General features: G+C 75.8%; 22 protein-coding genes and 1 riboswitch. Of the genes, 5 read left to right on the forward strand and 17 right to left on the reverse strand.

What is annotated here, in order from left to right:
• Positions 1-6: 6 nt before the first annotated feature.
• The 9 genes from Q5530_RS19660 to Q5530_RS19700 all read right to left on the reverse strand — a co-directional run bounded on the left by Q5530_RS19660 (position 7) and on the right by Q5530_RS19700 (position 10,220).
• On the reverse strand, positions 7-354 hold the full coding sequence (locus Q5530_RS19660) for a hypothetical protein (RefSeq protein ID WP_415364097.1): 348 nt from the start codon (positions 352-354) through the stop codon (positions 7-9).
• 67 nt (positions 355-421) lie between these two features.
• A complete protein-coding gene (locus tag Q5530_RS19665; RefSeq protein ID WP_415364099.1) occupies positions 422-1,207 on the reverse strand; it encodes a S1 family peptidase in 786 nt (261 codons plus the stop codon).
• 102 nt (positions 1,208-1,309) lie between these two features.
• On the reverse strand, positions 1,310-2,578 hold the full coding sequence (locus Q5530_RS19670) for a cobalamin biosynthesis protein (RefSeq protein WP_415364100.1): 1,269 nt from the start codon (positions 2,576-2,578) through the stop codon (positions 1,310-1,312).
• Positions 2,575-3,417 carry a bifunctional cobalt-precorrin-7 (C(5))-methyltransferase/cobalt-precorrin-6B (C(15))-methyltransferase gene (locus tag Q5530_RS19675; RefSeq protein WP_415364101.1) on the reverse strand — a complete coding sequence of 281 codons (843 nt, stop codon included), beginning with the start codon at positions 3,415-3,417 and terminating at the stop codon, positions 2,575-2,577. Before Q5530_RS19675 ends, Q5530_RS19670 begins: the two co-directional genes overlap by 4 nt.
• Position 3,418: 1 nt before the next feature.
• The gene (locus tag Q5530_RS19680; RefSeq protein WP_415364102.1) at positions 3,419-4,600 is read right to left on the reverse strand and encodes an SAM-dependent methyltransferase; all 1,182 of its coding nucleotides are present in this window, start codon (positions 4,598-4,600) and stop codon (positions 3,419-3,421) included.
• Positions 4,601-4,664: 64 nt separating this feature from the next.
• Positions 4,665-6,047, reverse strand: a complete 1,383-nt coding sequence (locus Q5530_RS19685; RefSeq protein WP_415364103.1) for a cobyrinate a,c-diamide synthase — start codon at positions 6,045-6,047, stop codon at positions 4,665-4,667.
• Positions 6,041-6,655, reverse strand: a complete 615-nt coding sequence (gene cobO, locus Q5530_RS19690) for a cob(I)yrinic acid a,c-diamide adenosyltransferase (RefSeq protein ID WP_415364104.1) — start codon at positions 6,653-6,655, stop codon at positions 6,041-6,043. Before cobO ends, Q5530_RS19685 begins: the two co-directional genes overlap by 7 nt.
• Before the next feature lie 9 nt (positions 6,656-6,664).
• Positions 6,665-8,704 carry a VWA domain-containing protein gene (locus Q5530_RS19695; protein ID WP_415364105.1) on the reverse strand — a complete coding sequence of 680 codons (2,040 nt, stop codon included), beginning with the start codon at positions 8,702-8,704 and terminating at the stop codon, positions 6,665-6,667.
• 39 nt (positions 8,705-8,743) lie between these two features.
• Positions 8,744-8,857: riboswitch (cobalamin riboswitch) on the reverse strand.
• Between the two features lie 133 nt (positions 8,858-8,990).
• Positions 8,991-10,220: a cytochrome P450 gene (locus Q5530_RS19700; RefSeq protein WP_415364106.1), complete on the reverse strand. Its 1,230-nt coding sequence runs from the start codon at positions 10,218-10,220 to the stop codon at positions 8,991-8,993.
• 36 nt (positions 10,221-10,256) lie between these two features.
• Here Q5530_RS19700 and Q5530_RS19705 point away from each other — a divergent pair, with 36 nt between their 5' ends.
• The gene (locus tag Q5530_RS19705; protein ID WP_415364107.1) at positions 10,257-11,438 is read left to right on the forward strand and encodes an 8-amino-7-oxononanoate synthase; all 1,182 of its coding nucleotides are present in this window, start codon (positions 10,257-10,259) and stop codon (positions 11,436-11,438) included.
• Here the strand turns inward: Q5530_RS19705 and Q5530_RS19710 are convergent.
• Positions 11,389-11,850, reverse strand: coding sequence for a GNAT family N-acetyltransferase (locus Q5530_RS19710; protein WP_380639603.1), 462 nt, complete (start codon positions 11,848-11,850; stop codon positions 11,389-11,391). The two genes, Q5530_RS19705 and Q5530_RS19710, sit on opposite strands and share 50 nt — an antisense overlap.
• A gap of 49 nt (positions 11,851-11,899) precedes the next feature.
• Positions 11,900-12,622, reverse strand: coding sequence for a serine protease (locus tag Q5530_RS19715; RefSeq protein WP_415364109.1), 723 nt, complete (start codon positions 12,620-12,622; stop codon positions 11,900-11,902).
• A gap of 175 nt (positions 12,623-12,797) precedes the next feature.
• On the opposite strand from Q5530_RS19715, the gene Q5530_RS19720 reads away from it, so the two are divergent.
• Positions 12,798-13,403: a LysE family translocator gene (locus Q5530_RS19720; protein WP_415364110.1), complete on the forward strand. Its 606-nt coding sequence runs from the start codon at positions 12,798-12,800 to the stop codon at positions 13,401-13,403.
• 71 nt (positions 13,404-13,474) lie between these two features.
• On the opposite strand, the gene Q5530_RS19725 is transcribed toward Q5530_RS19720, so the two are convergent.
• Entirely contained in the window at positions 13,475-14,254 is a 780-nt protein-coding gene (locus Q5530_RS19725; RefSeq protein ID WP_415364111.1) for a S1 family peptidase, read from the reverse strand.
• 54 nt (positions 14,255-14,308) lie between these two features.
• Complete coding sequence (locus tag Q5530_RS19730) at positions 14,309-15,343, reverse strand: M48 family metallopeptidase (RefSeq protein WP_415364113.1); 1,035 nt, start codon at positions 15,341-15,343, stop codon at positions 14,309-14,311.
• Between the two features lie 69 nt (positions 15,344-15,412).
• On the opposite strand from Q5530_RS19730, the gene Q5530_RS19735 reads away from it, so the two are divergent.
• Complete coding sequence (locus Q5530_RS19735) at positions 15,413-16,369, forward strand: alpha/beta hydrolase (RefSeq protein ID WP_415364115.1); 957 nt, start codon at positions 15,413-15,415, stop codon at positions 16,367-16,369.
• Positions 16,370-16,427: 58 nt separating this feature from the next.
• Here Q5530_RS19735 and Q5530_RS19740 read toward each other — a convergent pair whose 3' ends face one another.
• The 3 genes from Q5530_RS19740 to Q5530_RS19750 all read right to left on the reverse strand — a co-directional run bounded on the left by Q5530_RS19740 (position 16,428) and on the right by Q5530_RS19750 (position 18,166).
• Positions 16,428-17,087, reverse strand: a complete 660-nt coding sequence (locus tag Q5530_RS19740) for a hypothetical protein (RefSeq protein WP_415364116.1) — start codon at positions 17,085-17,087, stop codon at positions 16,428-16,430.
• Positions 17,084-17,404, reverse strand: coding sequence for a hypothetical protein (locus tag Q5530_RS19745; RefSeq protein WP_415364118.1), 321 nt, complete (start codon positions 17,402-17,404; stop codon positions 17,084-17,086). Before Q5530_RS19745 ends, Q5530_RS19740 begins: the two co-directional genes overlap by 4 nt.
• A gap of 180 nt (positions 17,405-17,584) precedes the next feature.
• Entirely contained in the window at positions 17,585-18,166 is a 582-nt protein-coding gene (locus Q5530_RS19750) for a TetR/AcrR family transcriptional regulator (protein ID WP_415364119.1), read from the reverse strand.
• Positions 18,167-18,239: 73 nt separating this feature from the next.
• Here Q5530_RS19750 and Q5530_RS19755 point away from each other — a divergent pair, with 73 nt between their 5' ends.
• Both Q5530_RS19755 and Q5530_RS19760 read left to right on the forward strand, forming a co-directional pair.
• Positions 18,240-18,896: a CatB-related O-acetyltransferase gene (locus Q5530_RS19755; RefSeq protein WP_415364121.1), complete on the forward strand. Its 657-nt coding sequence runs from the start codon at positions 18,240-18,242 to the stop codon at positions 18,894-18,896.
• 34 nt (positions 18,897-18,930) lie between these two features.
• Complete coding sequence (locus tag Q5530_RS19760) at positions 18,931-20,823, forward strand: patatin (RefSeq protein WP_415364122.1); 1,893 nt, start codon at positions 18,931-18,933, stop codon at positions 20,821-20,823.
• A 91-nt stretch (positions 20,824-20,914) separates the two neighbouring features.
• Here the strand turns inward: Q5530_RS19760 and Q5530_RS19765 are convergent, their stop codons facing one another.
• Complete coding sequence (locus Q5530_RS19765) at positions 20,915-21,715, reverse strand: SAM-dependent methyltransferase (protein ID WP_415364123.1); 801 nt, start codon at positions 21,713-21,715, stop codon at positions 20,915-20,917.
• Positions 21,716-21,730: the final 15 nt, after the last annotated feature.

A 21,730-nucleotide genomic window follows, 5' to 3' on the forward strand; every position in this document is an offset into this window, starting at 1 on the left:
GTCACATCACGGTTCGCCGTGCTCGATCTCCGCGCCGACCGCCGGGGAACCGGCCACGCACGAGACGCCGACCGTGCCCCGGTCGCCGTGGACGTCGAGCCAGGCGCTGCGCGCGAACTCCCCGTCGTCGCAGGCCACCACCAGGCGGAAGGCGCCCGAGCCGGAGCACCAGCCGGTGCCGGAGTCGCCCCGCACCGAGGTGCCGCACGAGTGCAGGCCGGCCGGGCGCGAGCCCGTTCCCGGCGACGCGGACGCCGCGGTGGCGGCCAGGAGCGGCGGGGGGAGCAGGAGCAGCAGGGGGAGCACCAGCAGCGGGGGACGCACCTCCGCATCGAACACGAACGACGTGCCCACGACCGGGAGGCAACCCGGTCGTGGGCACGTCGTGGTGGTGCCGCCTACAGCTGCGCGGCGGTGGTGCCTACAGCTGCGCGGCGATCGCCGAGTAGTAGGCGCCGATCCGCGCGTACACGCCGGGGTAGCCGGCCAGCGCGCAGCCGCGACCGAACGAGGTCGCGCCGATGAGCTTGCCACCGGCCACCAGCGGGCCGCCCGAGTCGCCCTGGCAGGTGTCCACGCCGCCCTGCGGGTAACCGGCGCACACCATGGCGGTGGGGCTGTAGTTCGAGTACGCCGTGCGGCACGTCGCGTCGGACGTCACCGGCACGGTCGCGCCGAGCAGGTACCGCGAGGCCGAGCCGCCCGAGGACGTGGTGCCCCAGCCGAGGATGGTCGCGTTCGTGCCCGCCGCGTACAGGGCGGTGTCCGACGGGGTGGCCAGCGGCAGGTACGGCGCGGGCAGGCTGGTGCCGAGGGTCAGCACCGCCACGTCGTAGCCGGAGCTGGCGGTGCGGTAGCTGGGGTGCACCCAGATCCGCGACACCGTGGCCACGGTGCCCGCCGTGCTCTGCTTGTCGTCCCGGCGGTGCACCACGCGGGTGCTGGACGCCGAGCGGCCGCTGACGCAGTGCGCCGCGGTGACGACCTTGGTGGCCCCCACCAGGGTGCCGCCGCAGAACTGGCCGCCGCTGCTGGTGGCCAGGTAGACCACCCACGGGTAGGTGCTGGTGGACACGCGGGACCCACCGACGACGTACGGGGAGACGCCGTCGGACGTGGACGCCACGGCGGGGGCCGTGGTCATCAGGCCCACCGCGGCCACGGCCGCGACCAACGACGTGATCAGGCGATGCAGGGTTTTCGCCATGTCGATCCTTCCGAGCAGGGGTGCGCCTGGTGCGGCGCACCCCTCACAGCTAGGACCAAGACGGCGAAGCGGACAACCAACTTTCGAAGGGGACCGGAGACTTCACAGTTGACCGGTGACACCCGTCACACGCACGACATCCGCCCGAACCGGACCGGTAACGACCGGACCGGCGCCCACGTCGACGAACGCCACCGCCGCACCGGCCTCGGCCAGCCGCACCGCGCCGTCCGCGCGGACCCGCGTGCCGGGCCGCAGCAGGTGCCGCACCCGCGCCACGCACTCCTCGCTGCCGACCACCACCGACGCCCGCCGCAGCTCGGCCTCGGCCCGGGGCGTGCGCTCGTCCGCGTCGCCGGGACCCAGGCCCACCAGCGCCAGCCGGCCGCGCGGCAGCACGCGCGCCGCGGCCACCGTCACCCCGGCGCCCTTGGCCTTCTCCGCGGCGATCTCCACCCGCCCGCCGCCGGACAGCTCCGCCGCGCCGCGCAGCGCCGCCGCCTCGGCCACGCTCGGGATGCCGATGGCCAGCTCCGCCGGGTTGGGCACCGGGATCACCGCCAGCTCCGCGCCGGGGTAGGTCAGCAGCGGCGCGGTGGTCGAGTCGTGCCAGAAGCCCCAGTCCTCCAGGGCGTCCGCGATGCCCTGCTCGGCCACCTTGCGGTCGAGCGTGGCGAACGCCCGGATCGCCCGCAGGTCCAGGCCGCCCTCCTCCTGGAGCCGCGCCAGCGCCGCCGACACGGCCGACGCGGGCACCCCGGTGCTCGACCCGACACCGACGACGAGGGTGCGCGGCACCACCCGCACCACGCGCTCCTTCGGCGGGCCCTTGGGCACCCGGTCGTCCACCAGCACGGTCCACGCCCGGTCGTGGCCGTGGTCGCCGGTCCCTGCGACGTTCTCCGGCATCGCGGGCAGCGGGAAGCCCAGCGGGTTGGCCAGCAGCACCGGCTCGCCGCGCCGGATCGCCTCGCCGCACCCGGCGACGTCGCCCTCCACGGTGGCGTCGAGCAGCTCCACCAGCTCGTCCAGCGGGGAGTCCGCGGTCGCGGAGGTCACCACCGCCTGGAGGCCCAGCACGTCCGCGACCCGCTCGGCCAGCGCGTCCGCGCCGCCCAGCAGCGCCACGGCGAACCCGCCGTCCACGCACACCACGCCGGGGTCGGACCGCTCGTCGCGCACCAGCGGCGCGACCAGCCGCACGGCGGCGCCAGTGCCGAGGAAGAACACCGCCGAGCCCAGCAGCGGCCACAGGCGGCGCAGCGCGGGCCCGACCGGGCCGTCCGGCACCACCGCGTCGGGGCCGAGGAACCCGGCCAGCTCGACCGCGGCGCGCCGGCCGGCCGCACCCGCGGCGAAGATCCCGATCACGGTTCTTTCCTCCCCCACAGCACGGTCACCGGGTTGGCGGCCAGCAGCGAGCCGCCGGCCAGCCTGGCGGCGGACAGCTGGCTGCCCTCGACCTCGTAGCCGGCCCCGGCCAGCGCGTCCCGGGCGGGCACCACGCGGTCCAGGCGCGGGGTGGCCACCACGACCCGCCGGGCGCCCGACCGGGCGACCCGGCGCACCACCTCCGGGCCACCGCCGCCGACGAACACCGCGTCCGGGGTCGGCAGCTCGCCCGCCTCGCCCAGCTCCGCCTCGACCACCCGCACGTCCACGCCGTGCGCGGAGGCGTTGGCGATGATCCGCACGCACTGCACCGGGTCCCGCTCCACCGCCACGACCGCCGCGCCCAGCCGGGCGCACTCCACGCCGACCGCGCCGGGGCCCGCGCCGACGTCCCAGACCAGCACGCCGGGGCGCGGGGCGAGCCGGGCCAGCGCCAGGGCCCGCACCTCGACCGCGGCGACCATGCCGGCGCGGTGCGCGAACTCGTCGTCGGGCAGCGCCCAGCCACCGGGCGCGGGCGCGAAGTCCTGCTCCGCCAGGCAGAGCACCGCGCCCGGCGATTCCCAGCGGCGCACCACGGCGTCCGCCGGGTCCACGGTGGACGCGCCGGCGGCCGAGTCGACCACCAGGGTGCGCCGCCACCCGGCCAGGCCGCGCCCGAGCGCGGCGGGGTCGGCGCCGGAGACCACGACGGCGGGGCGCGCCCGGCACACGTTCAGCGCGTGCCGCTCGCCGACGGCGGCGGCGTCGACGGCGGTCACGTCCGCCCAGGACCGACCCGCCCCGGTCACGAACCGGTGCAGCGCGACGACGTCCACGTCAGTGCGCGCGCTTGCTCTTCTTGGTCCGCGGCGTGCGCGGCGTCGTGCTGGCGCGGACCGTGGTCGGCTTGGGCTTCGCGGCGGCGGCGACCACCGGCTTCGGCCTGGGCTCGCCGGCGGCGGTGTCCACGTCCTCGGCCGGGACGGCGGGGTCCTCGGCGGGGTCCCGGGTGTCGGCGGGGCCGGCCGGGTCCTCCCGGTCCTCCCGGTCCTCCGGCTCACCCGTGCCGATCACCAGCTCCAGCACCGGCTCGTCCCTCACCCTGGCCGCGGCGCGCTTGCTGCGCGCGGTCTCCTGCCAGTCGTGCACCGCCGACCACGCGGCCGCCGACGGCGAGTCGCCCGTCGGCCGCTCGGCCGTCCGCTCACCCGACCGCTCTGCCGAACGCTCGCCCGCCGACCGGCCGGCGCGCAGCGCCCACCGCGACGGCCGCGACCGGCGCACCGGCTCGTCGCCCTCGACCACCACCGCGGCGGACCGGCCGCGGGGCGCGGGCGGCGCGAGCACCTTGCCGACCAGGAACAGCGTGGTGCGGTAGAGCTTGTGCTCCTTGACGCACGCCTCCAGCCCGCCGACGGTGGTCCGCACGACCGTCTCGTCCGGCAGGGAGACCTTGTAGGCGACCACGACGGGCGTGTCGTCGGGGTAGCCGCCGGCGCGTAGCCGCTCGACCACCTGGCCGGCCCGCGCGCCGGACGCGGAGATCGCCATCGTGGTGCCGTGCGCGGCGAACGCCTCGACGTGCTCGGCGGTCTCGGGGCCGACCAGCACCAGCGACTGCGCCACGTCCGACGCGGTCAGCTCGCGGCCGACCGACGCGGCCGCCGCGGAGACCTGGGACACGCCGGGCACCACCTCGGTGTCGAGGCCGAGCCGCCGGCAGACGTCCCGCTGCTCGTTGAGCCCGCCCCACAGCGCCGGGTCGCCCGCGTGCAGGCGCACCACCCTGAGCCGGCCCGCCGCGGCCCGCCGGTACAGCTCCACCACCTCGGGCTCGGGCACCCGGGAGAAGTCGACCAGCTCCGCGTCGGGGCGGGCGTGCTCGCGCACGCACTCGGCCTCGACCACGGCGGGCGCCCAGAGCACCACGTCCGCCTCGGCTATCCGCCTGGCGCCGCGCACGGTGATCAGATCGGCGGCGCCGGGACCGGCGCCCACGAAGGAGACCCGACCAGTCATCACCACTGCTCCCCATGACGCGTTCGGCTGGTGGGCATGGACCGTACCGCGTTCGGGGGTTCCACTATCGAGTGGCCTCAACGGGTGCCGCCCCGGCCGCGCAGGCCCGCACGAAGCGCGCCACGGCCCCCGGCGCGGACGCCGGGTGGGTGTGCAGGTACGACGCGTGCACGCCGCCGAGCACGAACCCCTCGGCCACCGGGCGCAGGTCGTGCCCGCGCCACCGCCAGGCGGGTTTCGCGCCGTGCGGGACGCTCAGCGCGGTGCGGTGGAACTCGTGGCCGGTGATCCGGGCGCCCGGCCGGGCGAGCACCGAGTCGTGCGGCGCGACCGCGTCGCGGTAGCCCAGGGTGAGCCGGGGCGTCATCGCGCCGTCCGCGTCGAGCACGCCGCACATCGGCGCGCCGTCGAGGGACTTGGCCAGGTACAGCAGGCCGCCGCACTCGGCGTGCACGGGCGCGCCGGCGCGGGCCAGCCGGGTGACGTCCTCGCGCAGCCGCTCGTTGGCGCTCAGCTCGGCCGCGTGCTGCTCGGGGAACCCGCCGGGCAGCACCAGGCCCGTCGTGCCCGCGGGCAGGGCCTCGTCGCGCAGCGGGTCGAGCACGACCACCTCCGCGCCCGCCGCCGCCAGCAGCTCGACGTGCTCGGCGTAGCCGAAGGTGAACGCCGCGCCGCCCGCGACCGCGATCACCGGCGCGCCGTGGGCGTGAGCCGGGCCCGCCTCCTCCCTCGGGTCCCAGGCGGTCGCGGTCACCGCGGGGGCCTCGGCGGCGAGCCGGCGCACCCCGTCCAGGTCGACGTGCCGGGCCACGGAGTCCGCGATGGCCTCCACCGCCTCGACCGCCGCCGGGCCGTGCTCGGCGGCGGTGACCAGGCCGAGGTGGCGGGAGGGCAGCCGGAACCGGTCGTCGCGCGGCAGCGCGCCCAGCACCTCCAGGCCGACCTCGGCGCAGGCGCCGCGCAGCACCTGCTCGTGGCGCGGGGAGCCGACCTGGTTGAGCACCACGCCGCCCAGCCGCACGGTCGGGTCGTAGCCGCGGAAGCCGTGCAGCAGGGCGGCCAGGCTGCGGCTCTGGCCCCGGGCGTCGACCACGAACAGCACGGGCGCGGACAGCAGCTTCGCGACGTGCGCGGTGGACCCCAGGCCCTCGGTGTCCACCCGCCCGTCGAACAGGCCCATCACGCCCTCGACCACGGCCAGGTCGCAGCCGCGCGCGCCGTGCGCGAACAGGGCGGGCACCCGGTGCTCGCCGACCATGACCGGGTCGAGGTTGCGGCCCGGCCGGCCGGTGGCCACCGCGTGGTAGCCGGGGTCGATGTAGTCGGGGCCGACCTTGAACGGGGCCACCCGGTCGCCCGCCCGGCGCAGCGCCGCCATCAGGCCGGTGGCCACGGTGGTCTTGCCGCTGCCGGAGGCGGGGGCGGCGACCACCAGCCGGTTCACCACTCGATCCCCTTCTGGCCCTTCTGACCCGCGTCCATCGGGTGCTTGACCTTGGTCATCTCCACCACCAGGTCGGCGGCCTCGACCAGGGCGGCGGGCGCGTGCCTGCCGGTGATGACGACGTGCTGGTGGCCGGGCCGGTCGCGCAGGGTCTCGACCACCTCGGCCACGTCCACCCAGCCCCAGTGCATCGGGTAGGTGAACTCGTCGAGCACGTACAGCCCGTGCCGCCCGTCCCGGATCCGGCGGGCGATCTCCTGCCAGCCCTCCCGCGCGGCGGCGGCGTGGTCGTCCTCGGTGCCCTGCTTGCGGGACCAGGACCAGCCCTCGCCCATCTTGTGCCACTCGACGGGGCCGCCCTCGCCGGTCTGCTCGTGCAGGCGGCCCAGGGCGCGGAAGGCCGACTCCTCGCCGACCTTCCACTTGGCGGACTTGACGAACTGGAAGACACCGATGGACCAGCCCTGGTTCCACCCGCGCAGGGCGAGGCCGAAGGCGGCGGTGGACTTGCCCTTCATCTCCCCGGTGTGCAGGACGACCAGGGGACGGTTGCGGCGCTGCCGGGTGGTGAGCCCGTCGACGGGCACGGCGGACGGTTGGCCTTGGGGCATCTTCGGCTCCTACGCGGCTCGGGCGGCGCGGACCACGCCGGCGACCTGGTCGGCGGACAGCTCTTCGAGGCGCAGGCACGCGGCGTCCAGCGCGCCCGCCACCCGCCCGGCCAGGCCGAGCCTGATCGGGCCGTGCTCGCAGTCCACGACCACCGCGGCCACCCGGTCGGCGGCCAGCAGGCCCGCGGCGCGCAGGGCGTCGCGCAGCGGGTCGCCGCCCGTGCCGGAGGCGGTCGCGCGCCCGTCGGTCAGCAGCACCAGCAGCGCGCGGCGGCGCGGGTCGCGCACGCGCTCGGTCCCCAGCACGCGCCGGGCGCGCAGCAGGCCGTCGGCCAGCGGGGTGCGGCCGCCGGTGCGCAGGGCGCGCAGCCGGGCCGCCGCGGCGTCCACCGAGTGGGTGGGCGGCAGGGCGACGGTGGCCTCCCGGCCCCGGAACGTCACCACGCCGACCTTGTCGCGCCGCTGGTAGGCGTCGCGCAGCAGGGAGACCACCGCGCCGCTGACCGCGGACATCCGCTGCCGCGCGGCCATCGACCCGGAGGTGTCGACCACGAACAGCACGAGGTTGCCCTCCCGGCCCTCGCGCACCGACCGGCGCAGGTCCGATCCGCGCAGCTCCAGGCCGGGACCGCCGCGACCCCGGGCGGCCTGGTGGGGCGCCGCCGCGGCGAGCGTGCCGAGCAGGTGCAGGCCCGATCCGTCCACTGTGGAGGGACGGACCACGCGGCCGGTGCGGGCGCGGGCCCGGGAGCGCTTGCCGGGCGCGCCGTCGCCGACGCCGGGCACCTGGAGCAGGCGGGCGCGGAAGGCGGGGGCGGGGGTGTGCGTGCGCTCGGCGGAGGGGCCGCCGCCGTTCCCGGCGGGCTGCTCGGGCGGGCGGCCCGGCAGCTCCGCACCATCACCGTCGGGCACGTCGCCGTCGGGCACGTCGTCCCCCGGACCGCCGCCGGGACCGCCACCGTCGTCGTCGGGTCCCTCGTCGTCGGGATCGCCGTCAGGGCCGTCCTGGGGGCCGCCGTCGGGCCCGTCCGGCTCCCGGGCGGCCTCCTCGCCCTGCCGGAGGGCGTCGTCCAGCTGCTCCTCCTCCAGCCCCGGCTCGTCGAACGGGTCGCGGCGCTTGCGGTGCGGCAGGGCGAGCCGCACGGCCGCCTCCACGTCCTCCTCCGCCACCTCGTCGGCGCCGCGCCAGGCGGCGTGCGCGGTCGCGGTGCGGGCGACCACGAGGTCCGCGCGCATCCCGTCCACCTCGAACGCGGCGCAGATCGCGGAGATGCGGCGCAGCTCGGCGTCCGGCAGCACGACCGCCGCCAGCCGGGCGCGGGCCCCGACGATCCGCGCGGCCAGCGCGGCGTCCTGCTCGGCCCAGCGCGCGGCGAACCCGTCCTGGTCCGCCTCGTAGGCCAGCCGCCGCCGGACCACCTCGGTGCGCGTGGGCACGTCCCGGGCGGCGCGGACGGTGACCGTCAGGCCGAACCTGTCCAGCAGCTGCGGGCGCAGCTCGCCCTCCTCCGGGTTCATGGTGCCCACCAGCAGGAACGACGCGGCGTGCGACACGGACACGCCCTCGCGCTCCACGTGCGCGCGGCCCATGGCGGCGGCGTCGAGCAGCAGGTCCACGAGGTGGTCGTGCAGCAGGTTGACCTCGTCCACGTACAGCACGCCCCGGTGGGCGGCGGCCAGCAGGCCCGGCTGGTAGGCGCGCACGCCCTCGGTGAGGGCGCGCTCCAGGTCCAGCGAGCCGATCAGCCGGTCCTCGGTGGCGCCGACCGGCAGTTCGACCAGCCGCGCGGGCCGCCGCTCGGAACCCGCCGCGTGCGGTCCGTCCGGGCAGTCGGTCGCCACCGCCGGGTCGCAGCCGAACCGGCAGCCCGGCACCACGTCCAGGCCGGGCAGCAGCGCGGCCAGCGCGCGGACCGCGGTCGACTTCGCGGTGCCCTTCTCACCTCGGACGAGCACCCCGCCGATACCGGGGTGCACGGCGTTGAGCAGCAGCGCCGTGCGGAGGTCGTCCTGTCCGACGACGGCGGAAAAGGGGAAACGCGCGCCCATGCGGCGGTGTCCTTCCTCGGGTGTCCACGCCCGGGTCCGGTAGCGATGACGTCGGGGGGCGAGTTCCTGGCTCCCGGGGTGAACCGGTCACAGTGGCGGGACCGCGCCGGATTCGCACCGGCTTCCTCGCGCACCCCTACAGCCCCGGCATCGTCGCACCTGCGGCCGGCGGCTCCAAGCCCCGGGGACGCGAGCGCGATCACACCGGGGCCGGCCGCGCGCCCCCGGCACCGCCGCGGACCAGGCCGGTGGAGGCGTTCCGGGTCGTCGATGCGCTGTCGATGCGCTACCGCCGGCCGACCCCGCCCGGGGCCACGAGCCGCCGGGTGGCCGCCTCGCCGGCGGGCCCGTCCCGGTCCCCCAGGTCCACCTCGACGGTCAGCGGCGCCCGGAACGACAGCAGCCCCAGCACCGGCGGCGGGTCCGCCGAGGCGAGCCGCAGGCGCGGGAACCGCAGCGCGGTCTCCCGCAGCACCACCTCCGCCTCCAGCCGGGCCAGGCCCGCGCCGAGGCAGAAGTGCCTGCCGTGGCCGAACGCCAGGTGCGCGCGGGCGTTCGGGCGACCGGGGCAGAACCGCTCGGGGTCCTCGAACGCGCCGGGGTCCGAGCCCGCGCCCGCGAGCATCAGCAGCAGCGGCGCGCCCGCCGGGACCTCGACGCCGGACAGCACGACCCGCTCGGCCGCGACCCGCCGCCAGGTGGTGACCGGCGGTTCCCGGCGCAGCACCTCCTCGACGCACGCGGCCGCCAGGCCGGGTTCGGGCAGCCGCGACCACAGGTCGCCGTGCCGCAGCACCGCGTGGAACGCCGCGCACAGCAGCTGCGTCGTCGTCTCCTGGCCCGCGATCAGCAGGAAGTAGCACAGCCCGGCCGCCTCCCGCAGCGGCACGCCCCGGGCCCGCAGCGCGCCGAACAGGTCGTCGCCGCGCGGGTCGGCGGCCTCGATGCGCCCGGTCAGCCACCGGTGGAACGCGGCGGCCGGCCCGGCCAGCTCCCGCTGCCGCGCCGGCGAGACGTCGCCCCAGAACAGCTCCAGCGACGCGGTGCTCCACGCCTTCAGCGCGGCCACGTCCACGTCGCGGATGCCCAGCACCTCCAGCAGCACCACCGCCGGCAGGTCGCGGGCCAGCGCCGGGTGCAGGTCCACCACCCCGGTCAGCCCGGCCAGCCGCGCCGCGGTCAGCTCCGCGATCCGCGGCCCCGCCGACGCCACCCGCGCGGGCGTGAGGAAGCGGGCGACCAGCCGGCGCAGGGCGGCGTGGGTCGGGGTCCCGTTGTTGGCCAGCGTCGGCGGCAGCGAGAACCCGGCGCGGGCCAGCTCCCGCAGCACCGGGCCGGGGATCGGGACCACCGCGGTCAGCGCGTTGTCCGGGCGGAACCGGCGCGGGTCGGCCAGCACCGCGCGCACGTCGTCGTACCGGCTGACCAACCACAGCCCGGTGCGCCCGTCCCGGTGCACCGGCGCCCGCTCGCGCAGCGACCGCAGGTCGGCCGGTCCGGGCTGGAAGAGGTCCACGCCGGCACGGTAGCCGCCGGGTGCGACACTGCCGGCGTGAGTGTGCGCACAGGTGAGTCGGTGTTCGACTGGATCGACACGCGCGCCGGGGCCCGCGCGAAGGCCGGCCTCGCGCGCCGCGTCCGGCCCCGCCCCGCCGACTCCGCGGACCTCGACCTGGCCTCGAACGACTACCTGGGCCTGGCCCGCGACAAGCGGGTCACCGGGGCGGCGGCCGCGGCCGCGCTGCGCTGGGGCGCGGGGTCCACCGGGTCCCGCCTGGTCACCGGGTCCACCGAGCTGCACACCGAGCTGGAGTACGAGCTGGCGAACTTCTGCGGCGCCCAGTCGGCCCTGGTGTTCTCCTCCGGCTACCTGGCCAACCTCGGCGCGCTGGCCGCGCTGTCCGGGCCGGGCACCGCGATCGTCGCCGACCAGCACATCCACGCCTCGCTGATCGACGGCACGCGGCTGTCCAAGGCCGACGTGGTGGTCGCCGGGCACTGCGACGTGCCGCAGGTCGCCCACGCGCTGGCCACCCGCGGCAAGCGGCGGGCGCTGGTGGTGACCGACTCGGTGTTCTCCGTGGACGGCGACCTCGCGCCGCTGGCCGAGCTGCTGGCGGCCTGCCGCGAGCACGACTCGGCCCTGATCGTGGACGACGCGCACGGCCTGGGCGTGCTCGGCGAGGGCGGGCGCGGCGCGGTGCACGCGGCGGGCCTGGCCAAGGCGCCGGACGTGGTGACCACGCTGACGCTGTCGAAGTCGCTGGGCGCGCAGGGCGGGGCGGTGCTCGGGCCGAGCCGGGTGGTCAAGCACCTGGTGGACACCGCGCGCACGTTCATCTTCGACACCGGTTTGGCCCCGTCCAGCGCGGCGGCGGCGCTGGCCGCGCTGAAGGTGCTGCGCGAGGAGCCGGACCGGCCCGCGCGGGCCCTGGACGTGGCCCAGGACCTGGCGTTCCGGCTGCGCGAGGCGGGGCTGTCGGTCAGCACGCCGACCGCGGCGGTGGTGTCGGTGCGGGCGCCCTCGCCCGAGGCGGCGTTCGGCTGGGCCGAGGAGTGCCGGGCCCGGGGCGTGTCCGTGGGCTGCTTCCGGCCGCCCTCGGTGCCGGACGGCGTCTCCCGGCTGCGGCTGACCGCCCGCGCCGACCTCACCGGGGCCGACGTCGAGCGGGCCGTGCGGGTGATCACGGAGACCGGCGCATCCGCCGGTGCGGTATCCCGTCCTCGTCCGTGAACTCCGCGCCCTGCGGCTCGAAGCCGAACGAGGCGTAGAAGTCGACCACGTAGGTCTGCGCGTCCAGCACGCAGTCGGCCCGGCCCACCTCGGCCAGCGCCGCGTCCACCAGCCGGCGGCTGTAGCCGCGGCCGCGGGCGGCGCGGGCCGTGCAGACCCGGCCGATGCGGAACCCGCCGCCGGGCTCCTCCAGCAGCCTCAGGTAGGCCACCGGCTCCGGTGAGCCGTCGGCCTCCAGCCACAGGTGCCGGGTGCCCGGCTCCAGGTCGCGGCCGTCCAGGTCCTGGTACACGGCCTTCTGCTCCACCACGAACACGTCGCAGCGCAGCTTGAGCAGTCGGTAGAGCTGGTCCGGCGTCAGGTCGGCCGACCACCGGCGACGCAGGGTCGCCGGGTACTGGGGTGAGCGCACGGCACCGTGGTACCACAGCATCAGCGCCACGACCGGCACCGACCCCGCATCAGAGCCACTCCCGGTACCGGGCCAGGGCGGTGTAGACGCCGGGGTGGTCGGCGCGGGCGCAGCCGTGGCCGAAGGACACCACGCCGACGAGTTCGCCGGCCGCGGTGAGCGGACCGCCCGAATCGCCCTCGCACGCGTCCTTGCCGCCCTCGGGGTAGCCCGCGCACAGCATCGCGCCCGGCCGGTAGCCCCGCACCAGGTCCGCGCACTCGGCGTCCGCGCGGATCGGCACGTCGACCTCGCGCAGGACGCGGCTGGGCGGCCGCAGCTCGCCGGTGCGGCCCCAGCCGCGGACCACGGCGGGCCCGGTGCCGGGCTCGGCGACCCGGACCGGCTGGTAGGGCAGCGGGTCGACCAGGGTCAGGGTCGCCACGTCGTCGCCCGCGGTGACCGCGGTGAAGTCTGGGTGCCGCCAGATCGCCGCGACCCGGCTGCCGCGACCCACCCGGCTGTCCAGGTCGGCCCGGCCCGCGACGGCAGTCAGCTCCTCCGCGCGCCGGTCGCGCCGGCCAACGGCGGAGCGCTCGACCGTGCAGTGGGCGGCGGTGACGACCTTGTCCGGCGCGATCAGCGCTCCGCCGCAGAAGAAGTTGCCCGCCTGGTCGAACAGGGCCACCACCCACGGCGCGGGCGGGGCCTCCCGGCCGCCGACGACCGCGGCCGCGGGGAGCCCGGAGAAGAGCAGGACGAGCACGGCGAACACCGGCGCGCTGATGCGCATGGACCACTCCCCTACGTCACGTGGACGAACGGGCACAGACCGTAGCGGAGGGCGCACGGCTCTCCTATCCGGGTATGGGAACCGGAAAATCTGTTGTTAGAATCCCTCAGTACCGAAGATTCCACTGCCAGTGAGACAGATCACGAGTATCTGTCCGGAACATGAGGGAGGTTCCATGCACCTGGATCTCACCCAACTGCCCGCGTTCCTCATCGCCTGCGCGGTGGTGGTCCTGACCCCGGGCGTGGACGCCTTCCTGCTGCTGCGCACCTCGGTGCGGGCCGGGACGCGCGCCGGCCTGCTGGCGCTCGCGGGCATCCACACCGCGGCGCTCCTCCAGGTCGCGCTGGTGATCTCGGGCGTCGGCGCGGTGATCGCCCGCTACCCGGCGGCGCTGACCGCGCTGCGCTGGATCGGCGCCGCCTACCTGCTCCACCTGGCCGTGTCGATCACGCGCGGCCTGCTGCGGCCCACGTCCGAGGGGGAGTCGGCGGTCGCGCCCCGGCCGTTCCGGCAGGGGTTCCTGACCAACATCACCAACCCGAAGATGCTGCTGTTCTCGCTGGCGTTCCTGCCGCAGTTCATCGGCTCGGGCGATCCCGCGCCCCAGCTCACCCTGCTCGCCGCGGTGTTCCTCGGCCTGGCCGCGCTGTGGGAGCTGACCATCGTGGTCGCCGCGGCGCGGGTCGCGGGTCCGCTGCGCAGGCCCGGCGTGACCACGGCGCTGGACGCGGTGTGCGCGACGGTGTTCCTGGCCATGTCGATCGGCCTGGTGGTCTGACGCGCGGGTCCGGCGCCCGCCGGGCCCCGCCGCGCCCGCCGGTCCCACCCCGGGACCGACGGGCGCCGGGACTACGCCGCGCCGGCAGGCTGCCCGGTCAACTGCTCGGTCAGCGCGTCGAAGTGGGTGGCGATCCGGCCGTAGACGCCGGGCTTGCCCCGGCGCGCGCACCCCTCACCCCACGACGTGACGCCGATCAGCTTCCCGCCCGCCACCATGGGACCGCCGGAGTCGCCCTGGCAGGTGTCGATGCCGCCCTCCGGGAAGCCCGCGCAGGTCATCTCGCCCGCGTCGTACTGGAAGTAGGCGGCCTCGCAGTCCTCGTCGGACATCACCGGCACGGACGCCGCCAGCAGGTACCGCGACGGGGCGCCCTGCTCGCTCGTGCGGCCCCAGCCCAGCACCAGCGCCTCGGTGCCCGGCGCGTACAGCTCGTCGTCCTCCGGGCCGGCCAGCGGCAGCGGCTGGTTGGGCACCCGCTCGCGCAGGGTCAGCACGGCGACGTCCGCGCCCCGGTCCGCCGCCACGTAGTCCGGGTGGACCCAGACCTCGTTCAGCCGGACCACCCGCCCCTGCCTGCTCTCCTTGTCCTCGCGACCCACCACGACCCGCGCGTTGCGCGGCGTCATGTTCACCGCGCAGTGCGCCGCGGTGACCACCTTGTCCGGCGCCACCAGGGTGCCGCCGCAGAACTGGTAACCGTTGGAATCGGCCAGGTAGACCACCCACGGGTGGTCCGCGATGGCCACCCGCCCGCCGCCCACCACGCGCTCACCCGGCGTCAGCTCCTCCGCCGTGGCGGCGCCCGCCAGTGCCATCATCAACGTCATCAACAACGCGGCCAGCCGCATCGCCCCTCCTCCTGGTCAAGGACACCCAGGAGGAAGTTAGCCCGAACGGGCGAGTCAGTTGGACTGTTCGGCCTTATTTCCACCGAACTTGCTACGGACCTTGTCCGCCGTGCCCACCACGACGTCGCCGAGCTCGTTGAAGATCTTCATCAGGGGGTCCTCGGACTGGGCCGCCGACTCCTTGTACGAGCGGGCCGCCGCCCTGAGGTCCTCGGTGAACGACGTGGTCGGCCGGTCGTCCTCGCGGCGCGCGTAGTCGCCGGTCAGGATGGTCCGGTACTCCTCGCTCGCCGCCCACCTCTGGAGCTCGGCCGCGCGCACCACCGCCAGCGGGTGGGTCAGCGGCCAGGTGCGGATCAGCTTGAGCACCGAGTCGCGCACGTCCTCGACCTGCTCGTACTCCCGGGCCTGGTTGAGGAACTCGGCCGTGTCGACCTCGCTGAGGTCCATGCCGCCCGCCATCGCCACGTGCACCCGCAGGCCGGCGGCCGGGTCCTGCACGCACAGCAGGCCGGCGCGGTCGCAGGTCAGCTCGGTCTTGCGGTACCACTCGCCCAGCGCCGCGATCACCGCGCGGATCGCCCAGTACCCGACGGGCATCCAGCCCATCCCGTACTGCACCTGCATCAGGCGCTGGAGGATCGTCCGGTACAGGGCGTGCCCGGACAGCACGTGCCCCATCTCGTGCCCGATGGTGAAGCGCAGGCCGTCCTGGTCGAGCAGCTCCACCAGCCCCGTGGTGAGCACGATGAACGGCTTGTCGATGCCGATGGTCATCGCGTGGGGCACCGGGTCGCGCCGCACGAACAGCTCCGGCACCGGGTCGACGTCCAGCGTCGCCGCGGTCTCCAGCCGCAGCCGGTCCAGCGCCGGGTACTGCTTCGGCCCCACCCGGACGCTCGACGCCAGGTGGCCCAGCCGCTCACCGCGCTCGGTGAACGCGCCCGCCACCGCCTGGAGCACCGGACCGATGCCCGGCACCGCCCGCAGGACCGCCAACGCCCCCCGGTCCACCGGGTGCTCGTAAGCCCGCGGGCTGATGCCCGGGAAGCGCACGCGTGCGGTGGACCGCTCGATTTCCTCGCCCATCGGCCCAGGGTGCCACGGTGCGGCGGGTCGGCGTTCCCGAACGGGACAACCGCCGGGCACACTGGCGGCGTGGACGAGACCGGCGGCCGGGCCGCCCAGCAGGCGGACGTGCTCGGCAGCGGCTACGAGGCACGCGGGCTGCCGCTGGGCGGCGACGTGGGCGCGGTGCTGGTGCGCCGGCGCGCGGAGCCCGCGACCCGGGGCGCGGTGCTGTACGTGCACGGGTTCGCGGACTACTTCTTCCAGACCCACGTGGCCGAGCACTTCACCGCGCGGGGCTTCGACTTCTACGCCCTCGACCTGCGCGCCTACGGCCGCTCGCTGCGGCCGGGGCAGGCGGCGAACTTCGTCACCGACCTCACGCAGCACTTCGAGGAGGTCGACGCCGCGGTGCGGGTGATCCGCGAGGAGGACGGCCACCGGCGGTTGGTCGTGATCGGCCACTCCACCGGCGGGCTGATCACCAGCCTGTGGGCGCACGAGCGGCGGGACGACGACGTGCTCGACGCCCTGGTGCTCAACAGCCCGTGGCTCGACCTGGCCGAGTCGTGGCTGTTGCGCACGGTCGGCACGGCGGTGGTCCGGGGCGTCGGCCGGATCGCGCCCCGGCTGGTGCTCAAGCCCGGCCTGGGCCCGGTGTACGGCCACAGCATCCACCGCGACCACCACGGCGAGTGGGACTTCGACGTCGCGTGGAAGCCGATCGAGGCGTTCCCGGTGCACGCCGGGTGGCTGCGCGCGGTCCGCCGCGGCCACGCCCGGCTGCACCGGGGGTTGGACGTGCGGGTGCCGGTGCTGGTGCTGCGCGCGAGCCGCAGCCACCTGCGCGCCAAGCGGTGGGCGCCCGAGGCGATGACCGCCGACACCGTGCTGGACGTGGCGCACATGCGGAAGTGGGCGCCGAAGATCGGGCGGCGGGTGCGGGTGGTGACGGTGGAGAACGGGATGCACGACCTGTTCCTGTCGGCCGGGCCGGTGCGCGAGCGGGCGCTGGCCGAGGTGGACGGGTTCCTGGACGCGCTCTGACCGGACCGGCCCTGGCTCGTCCCGACCCGGGCGCGCGCGCTTCGGGTGCCCGCGCGCCTCAGGTGCCGGTGGGGCGCTCCGGGGCGACGAGTTCCGCCACGACGTCCACCAGCCGGGCGAGGGCCGACACGACCAGGCTCCCGGCGATGCCGAGCACGATGCCCGCGATCGTCAGCGCCCGCACGTCGTCCTGGTCGGTGCCCCGGGCGGCGAACAGCAGGTCGGGCTGCGTCAGGTAGCCGAAGTTGTGCTCCTGTCCCTTCTTGCCCACCCAGTGCTGCGTGAGCTCCTGGTTCACCGAGAAGGCGTCCAGGCCCGCCTCGGGGTAGGACTCGGACAGCACCCAGTCCGGGTCCCGGTTCAGCGCCACGCTGCCCAGCAGGTCGCTCTGGTGGTCGGTCCGGTCCTGGACCCCGTTGTAGTTGACCTGGGGCAGCAGTGCGGTGAGGCGCCGCGGGGTCCGGGTCCAGACCCAGGCCGCGGGCACCACGCAGTGCAGCGCCGCGGCGTTCCGGTCCTCCGCGGTGTTCCTCTTGACCGCCGTGGTCACGGTGCCCGCCCACTGGGGGAAGGAGGCGGAGACCGGGTCCTCCGCGAGCGCGCCGCGGGGGTGGGCGCCCCGCTTCCGGCTCGTCCGGTCCGCGGCGAACGCGCTCCTCGCCCCGGCGCCGAGGTCGTCCCACGCCGCAGTCGGGACGGGTTTGCCCTGACAAGTCACCTCGCGGGGAGGTCCGGGCCGAAGAACGTGACGCGCACGCCGAGCTGCTCGTACTCGGTGGCGTCCGCGTCGACGGTCCGGACCCCGAACCACGCGGTGATGTCGTCACCGACGTCACCGGTGAAGTGCGCGTGCAGCTCGTGGTCGGTCTGGCCGCCCTCGGTGGAGAAGACCAGCAGGGGCCGGCTGCCCTCGGCCACGGTCCGGGGCCGGTCGATCACGTCCACGGCCGGCGGGAGGAAGACCCAGCACAGCGCGCCGGCGGACGCCAGCGCCCCCAGCACCTTGACCACGTTGGTCCGCAACGTCCTCGACACAACCGATCATCGCGCGGCGGGGCCGGATCGTTGCGGAACCCCGGCCCCGATCCGTCGCGGAACTCCGCCACCGGTCCCCGGAGCACCCCGGCGCCGCCCCTCGGAACACCCCGTCCCCGATCCTCGGAGCACCCGGCGATCCTCGGAGCACCCGGCGATCCTCAGAGCACCCGGCGATCCTCAGAGCACCCCGGCGCGGGCAGCGGCGAGCGCCGCCCGCGCCGCGCGCTCGCCGGTGGCGCGGTCGAGCGGTTCACCGGACACGAACACCCGGTAGAACAGCGGGGCGCAGGTCTGCCGCACCAGCTCGGCGGGGTCGGTGCGGGGCGGCAGCTCGCCGCGCTCGACCGCCCTCTCCACGATTCCCGCGGCGGCGGCGTGCCGGGCGGCGTAGTAGTCGTGCTTGGCCTGCCGGGCACGGCTCGACTGGAGGGCGGCGGCGACCAGGGCGATGGGGACGCGGCTGCGCACGGGGTCGGTGAAGGTGTCGACGACCTCGTGGGCCAGCGCGATCAGGTCGCCCTCGGCGGAGCCGGTGTCGGGCGCGGTCCAGGCGACGTCGCGGCCGCGGTCCAGGGCGTCGGCGATGAGCACGTCCACGGTGCCCCAGCGGCGGTAGACGGTGGTCTTGTGGACGCCCGCGCGGTCGGCGACGTTCTCGACGGTCATCCCGAGGTAGCCGCGGTCGACGAGCTCGGCGTGCACGGCCTCCAGCACGGCGTCGCGGACGCGGGCCGACCGGCCGCCGGGTCGTGTGCTCAAGTGCGACTCCAGTTGCGTCAGGGGTGCGGGCGTGCCACTCTAACGCAACACGAGTTGCGACAAGGAGTTCTCTTTGACCTTCGTCCCCGACCCGACCACCCTGCACCCGCTGGCGCACACCGACCGCGTGGTGCTGCTCAAGCCGCTGGTGACCGCGCCGACCGTCGAGGTCGGCGAGTACACCTACTACGACGACCCCGAGCACGCCACCGAGTTCGAGACGCGCAACGTGCTCTACGGGTACGGGCCGGAGAAGCTGGTCATCGGGAAGTTCTGCGCCCTCGCCAGCAGCACCCGGTTCATCATGGCCGGCGCGAACCACCTCAACACCGGCGTGTCGACGTTCCCGTTCACGATCTTCGGCGGGGCCTGGCAGGAGCGCACGGCCGACCTGTTCGCGGACATGGGGACGCGCGGGGACACCGTCGTGGGCAACGACGTGTGGTTCGGCTACGACTGCCTGGTCATGCCGGGCGTCACCATCGGCGACGGGGCGATCATCGCGGCCGGGGCCGTGGTGGTGTCGGACGTGCCGCCGTACTCGGTGGTCGGCGGGAACCCCGGGCGCGTGCTGAAGCGGCGCTTCCCGGACGAGGACGTGGCCCGCCTGCTGCGCGCCCGGTGGTGGGACTGGCCGGTGGAGCTGATCACCGAGCACGCCCGCACGATCATGACCGGCACGCCGGCCGAGGTCGAGCGCATCGCCGCCGAGCACCACCGATCGGCCTAGCGCCCCGTCCCCCCGGCGGGTGGATCATGGGGGCATGGCGGAGGAGCACGACCGGTACTGCGACCTGACCATGCGGGGCGGCACCACCAGCGGCGTGGTGTACCCGTGGGCGGTGGTGGAGCTGGCCGAGCACTACCGCTTCCGGTCGCTGGGCGGCGCGTCCGCCGGCGCCATCGGGGCCGCCTTCACCGCCGCCGCCGAGAGGGGGCGCGAGCAGGGCGGGTTCCGCAAGCTCCACGACCTGGTCGACTGGTTCGCCGCGCCGGGCTGGCGGATGGCCCAGCTGTTCCAACCCGGCGAGGACACCCGCAAGCTGTTCCGCATCGTCATGGCCTCCATGCAGCGGCGGGACACCACCGGGCGCAGCCCGCTGACCTGCCTGCTGCTCGCGCTGCTCGGCGCGGTCGGTTGGCGGGCGCGGCTGCTGCCGGCCCTGGCGCTGGTCCTGTGGCTGATCGGGCCCGCGCTGTGGTCCCGCGTCGTGCGGTGGGGCTCGACGCCGACGTGGGTGCTCGTCGCGATCGCCGCCGCGGCGCTGGTCGTCGTGCCGGTCGTGGTGGTGCTCCTGTCCGTGCGGGGCGGGGGTTCCCGGCCGCGGCGCGCGGGCACCGCGCTGCTGCTCCTGGCCCCGCTCGCGCCGGTCGCGCTCGCCACCCGGTGGAACGCCCCGAGCCTGGCGAGCGCGGCCACCGCCGCGGTGTGCTGGCTCGTGCTGGGCTTCGCCCTGGTCAGCGTCGTCGCGCTCACCTTCGGCCTGAGCGCCAAGCGGTTCCTCGACCGGATGGCGGCCACCGTCCACTTCGGGCTGGTGCCCGGCACCGGCCGGTTCGAGGCGAACTTCTGGGACCGCCGCTGCGGGGTGCCGAGATCGACCGGCGTGCCGCCGCTGGGCGACTGGATCGCCGACCGGCTCGACGACCTGTCCGGCGTGCCGGACCTGACCTTCGCCGACCTGAACACCACCCTGGTGCTGATGACCACGGACCTGTCCGAGGGCCGCCCCTACCGGCTGCCGTTCACCGAGCCGGCCGACGCGTGGCTGTTCTGCCGCACGTGCCTGGGCGTGGTGCTGCCCCGGCGGACCGTGGAGGCCCTGGGCCGCGAGGAGTCCGGGCACCGCTGCCCGCGGCACCCGGACGAACCGGTCCACGTCCTGCCGCGCGACCTGCCCGTGGCGCTCGCGGTCCGGATGAGCACGCCGCTGCCCGGCCTGATCGCCGCCGTGCCGCTGGTGCGCGCCGAGCCTGAGCCCCGCGTGCACTGGTTCTCCGACGGCGGCATCACCAGCAACTTCCCCATCCACTTCTTCGACCAGCTGCTGCCCCGCTGGCCGACGTTCGGCCTGAGCCTCCAGCCGTACCCGCCGGGCGACGACCGGGACGTGTGGCTGCCCGAGCAGGACGCCTCCACCGGCGGCGCGCCGTGGCGCGGCATCGGGCTCGTGCAGCACTTCGCGTCCGCGATCCTGGACACCCTGCTCGGCTGGCGCGACACCGCGCAGTCCGCGCTGCCCGGTTACCGGGGCCGGATCGCGCAGGACGAGGGCGGCACCAACCTGTTCATGCGGCCGGAGACGATCCTCGCCCTGGCGCGGCGGGGCGAGGAGGCGGGCAGGCTGCTGCGCACCCGGTTCACCCAGGACGCCCGGACCGACCGGTACCGCTGGATCCGGATGCGGCTGGCCATGCGCGAGTACCAGCAGCTGGCCGAGCAGGCCGAGCAGCGCGGCCCGCTCTACCGGGAGCTGGCCGAGCGCTACCGGGTCCCGGCCGACCTGCGGGACTGGTTCACCGTGCCGCCGACCGGCACCGACCCGCACGCCCGGGAGATCGCGATCACCCTGGACGCGCTGGGCGGCCTGCCGAGGGGGCCGTTCGACGGCGAGCCGCCGATCGACCCGGATCTGCGCCTGACCCCGCCGGAGTGACCCAGCCGGAGTGACCTCGCCGGGGTGGCCCGGCCCGGGGTGGCACCGGGCGGGGCCCCTCCCGGAGTGACCCCGCCCGGTCCCCCTCCGGTCAGGGCTTGCGGCCGACCCCGGCGTACGCGCTGATGTAGGCGTCGTCGGAGTCGGGGTGCCACTCCGACAGCGGCACGACACCCGGTTCGACCACCTCGAACCCGGTGAGGAAGGAGGCGATCTCGTCGCCCGGCCGCAGCACCAGCGGGCTGTCGGTCTTGCGGTAGATCGCGTTGACCTGCTCGCCGCCCTCGATGCCCTCCGCCGAGATCCCGTCCCAGCTGGCGTGCGAGAGGGCCAGGTAGCTGCCCGGCGCCAGGGCCTCCCGGTAGCGCGCGACGGCCTTGTGCGGCTCGTCGGCGTCCGGCACGAAGTGCAGCACCGCGACCATCAGCAGGCCCACGGGCCGGTCGAAGTCGATCATCCGGCGGACGTCCTCGTTGCCCAGCACGGAGTCCGGGTCGCGCAGGTCGGCCTGGATGGCGCAGGCCAGCGGGTTGTCCGCGAGCAGCGCCGTGCTGTGCGCGACCGCCACCGGCTCCACGTCGGCGTAGACGACCTTGGCCGCCGGGTTGGTCTGGTGGGCGATCTCGTGCACGTTGCCGACGGTCGGGATGCCCGAGCCCAGGTCCAGGAACTGGTCGATGCCCTGCCCCAGCAGGTGGCGTACCGCGCGGCGCAGGAACGAGCGGTTGGCCCGCGCCGCGCCCGACATGCCGGGGAAGATCTGCTCGACGGACTTCGCGGCCTCGCGGTCCACCGCGAAGTTGTGCGAACCACCCAGGTAGTAGTCGTACATCCGGGCCGCGCTCGGCCGGTTCAGGTCCACCGAGGACGGAACCCAGCTCGCCTGCTCCATGCGCACATCTCCTCG

It is taken from the genome of Saccharothrix sp. BKS2 (genome assembly GCF_047689505.1).
Taxonomy (GTDB): Bacteria; Actinomycetota; Actinomycetes; order Mycobacteriales; family Pseudonocardiaceae; genus Actinosynnema; species Actinosynnema lopnurensis.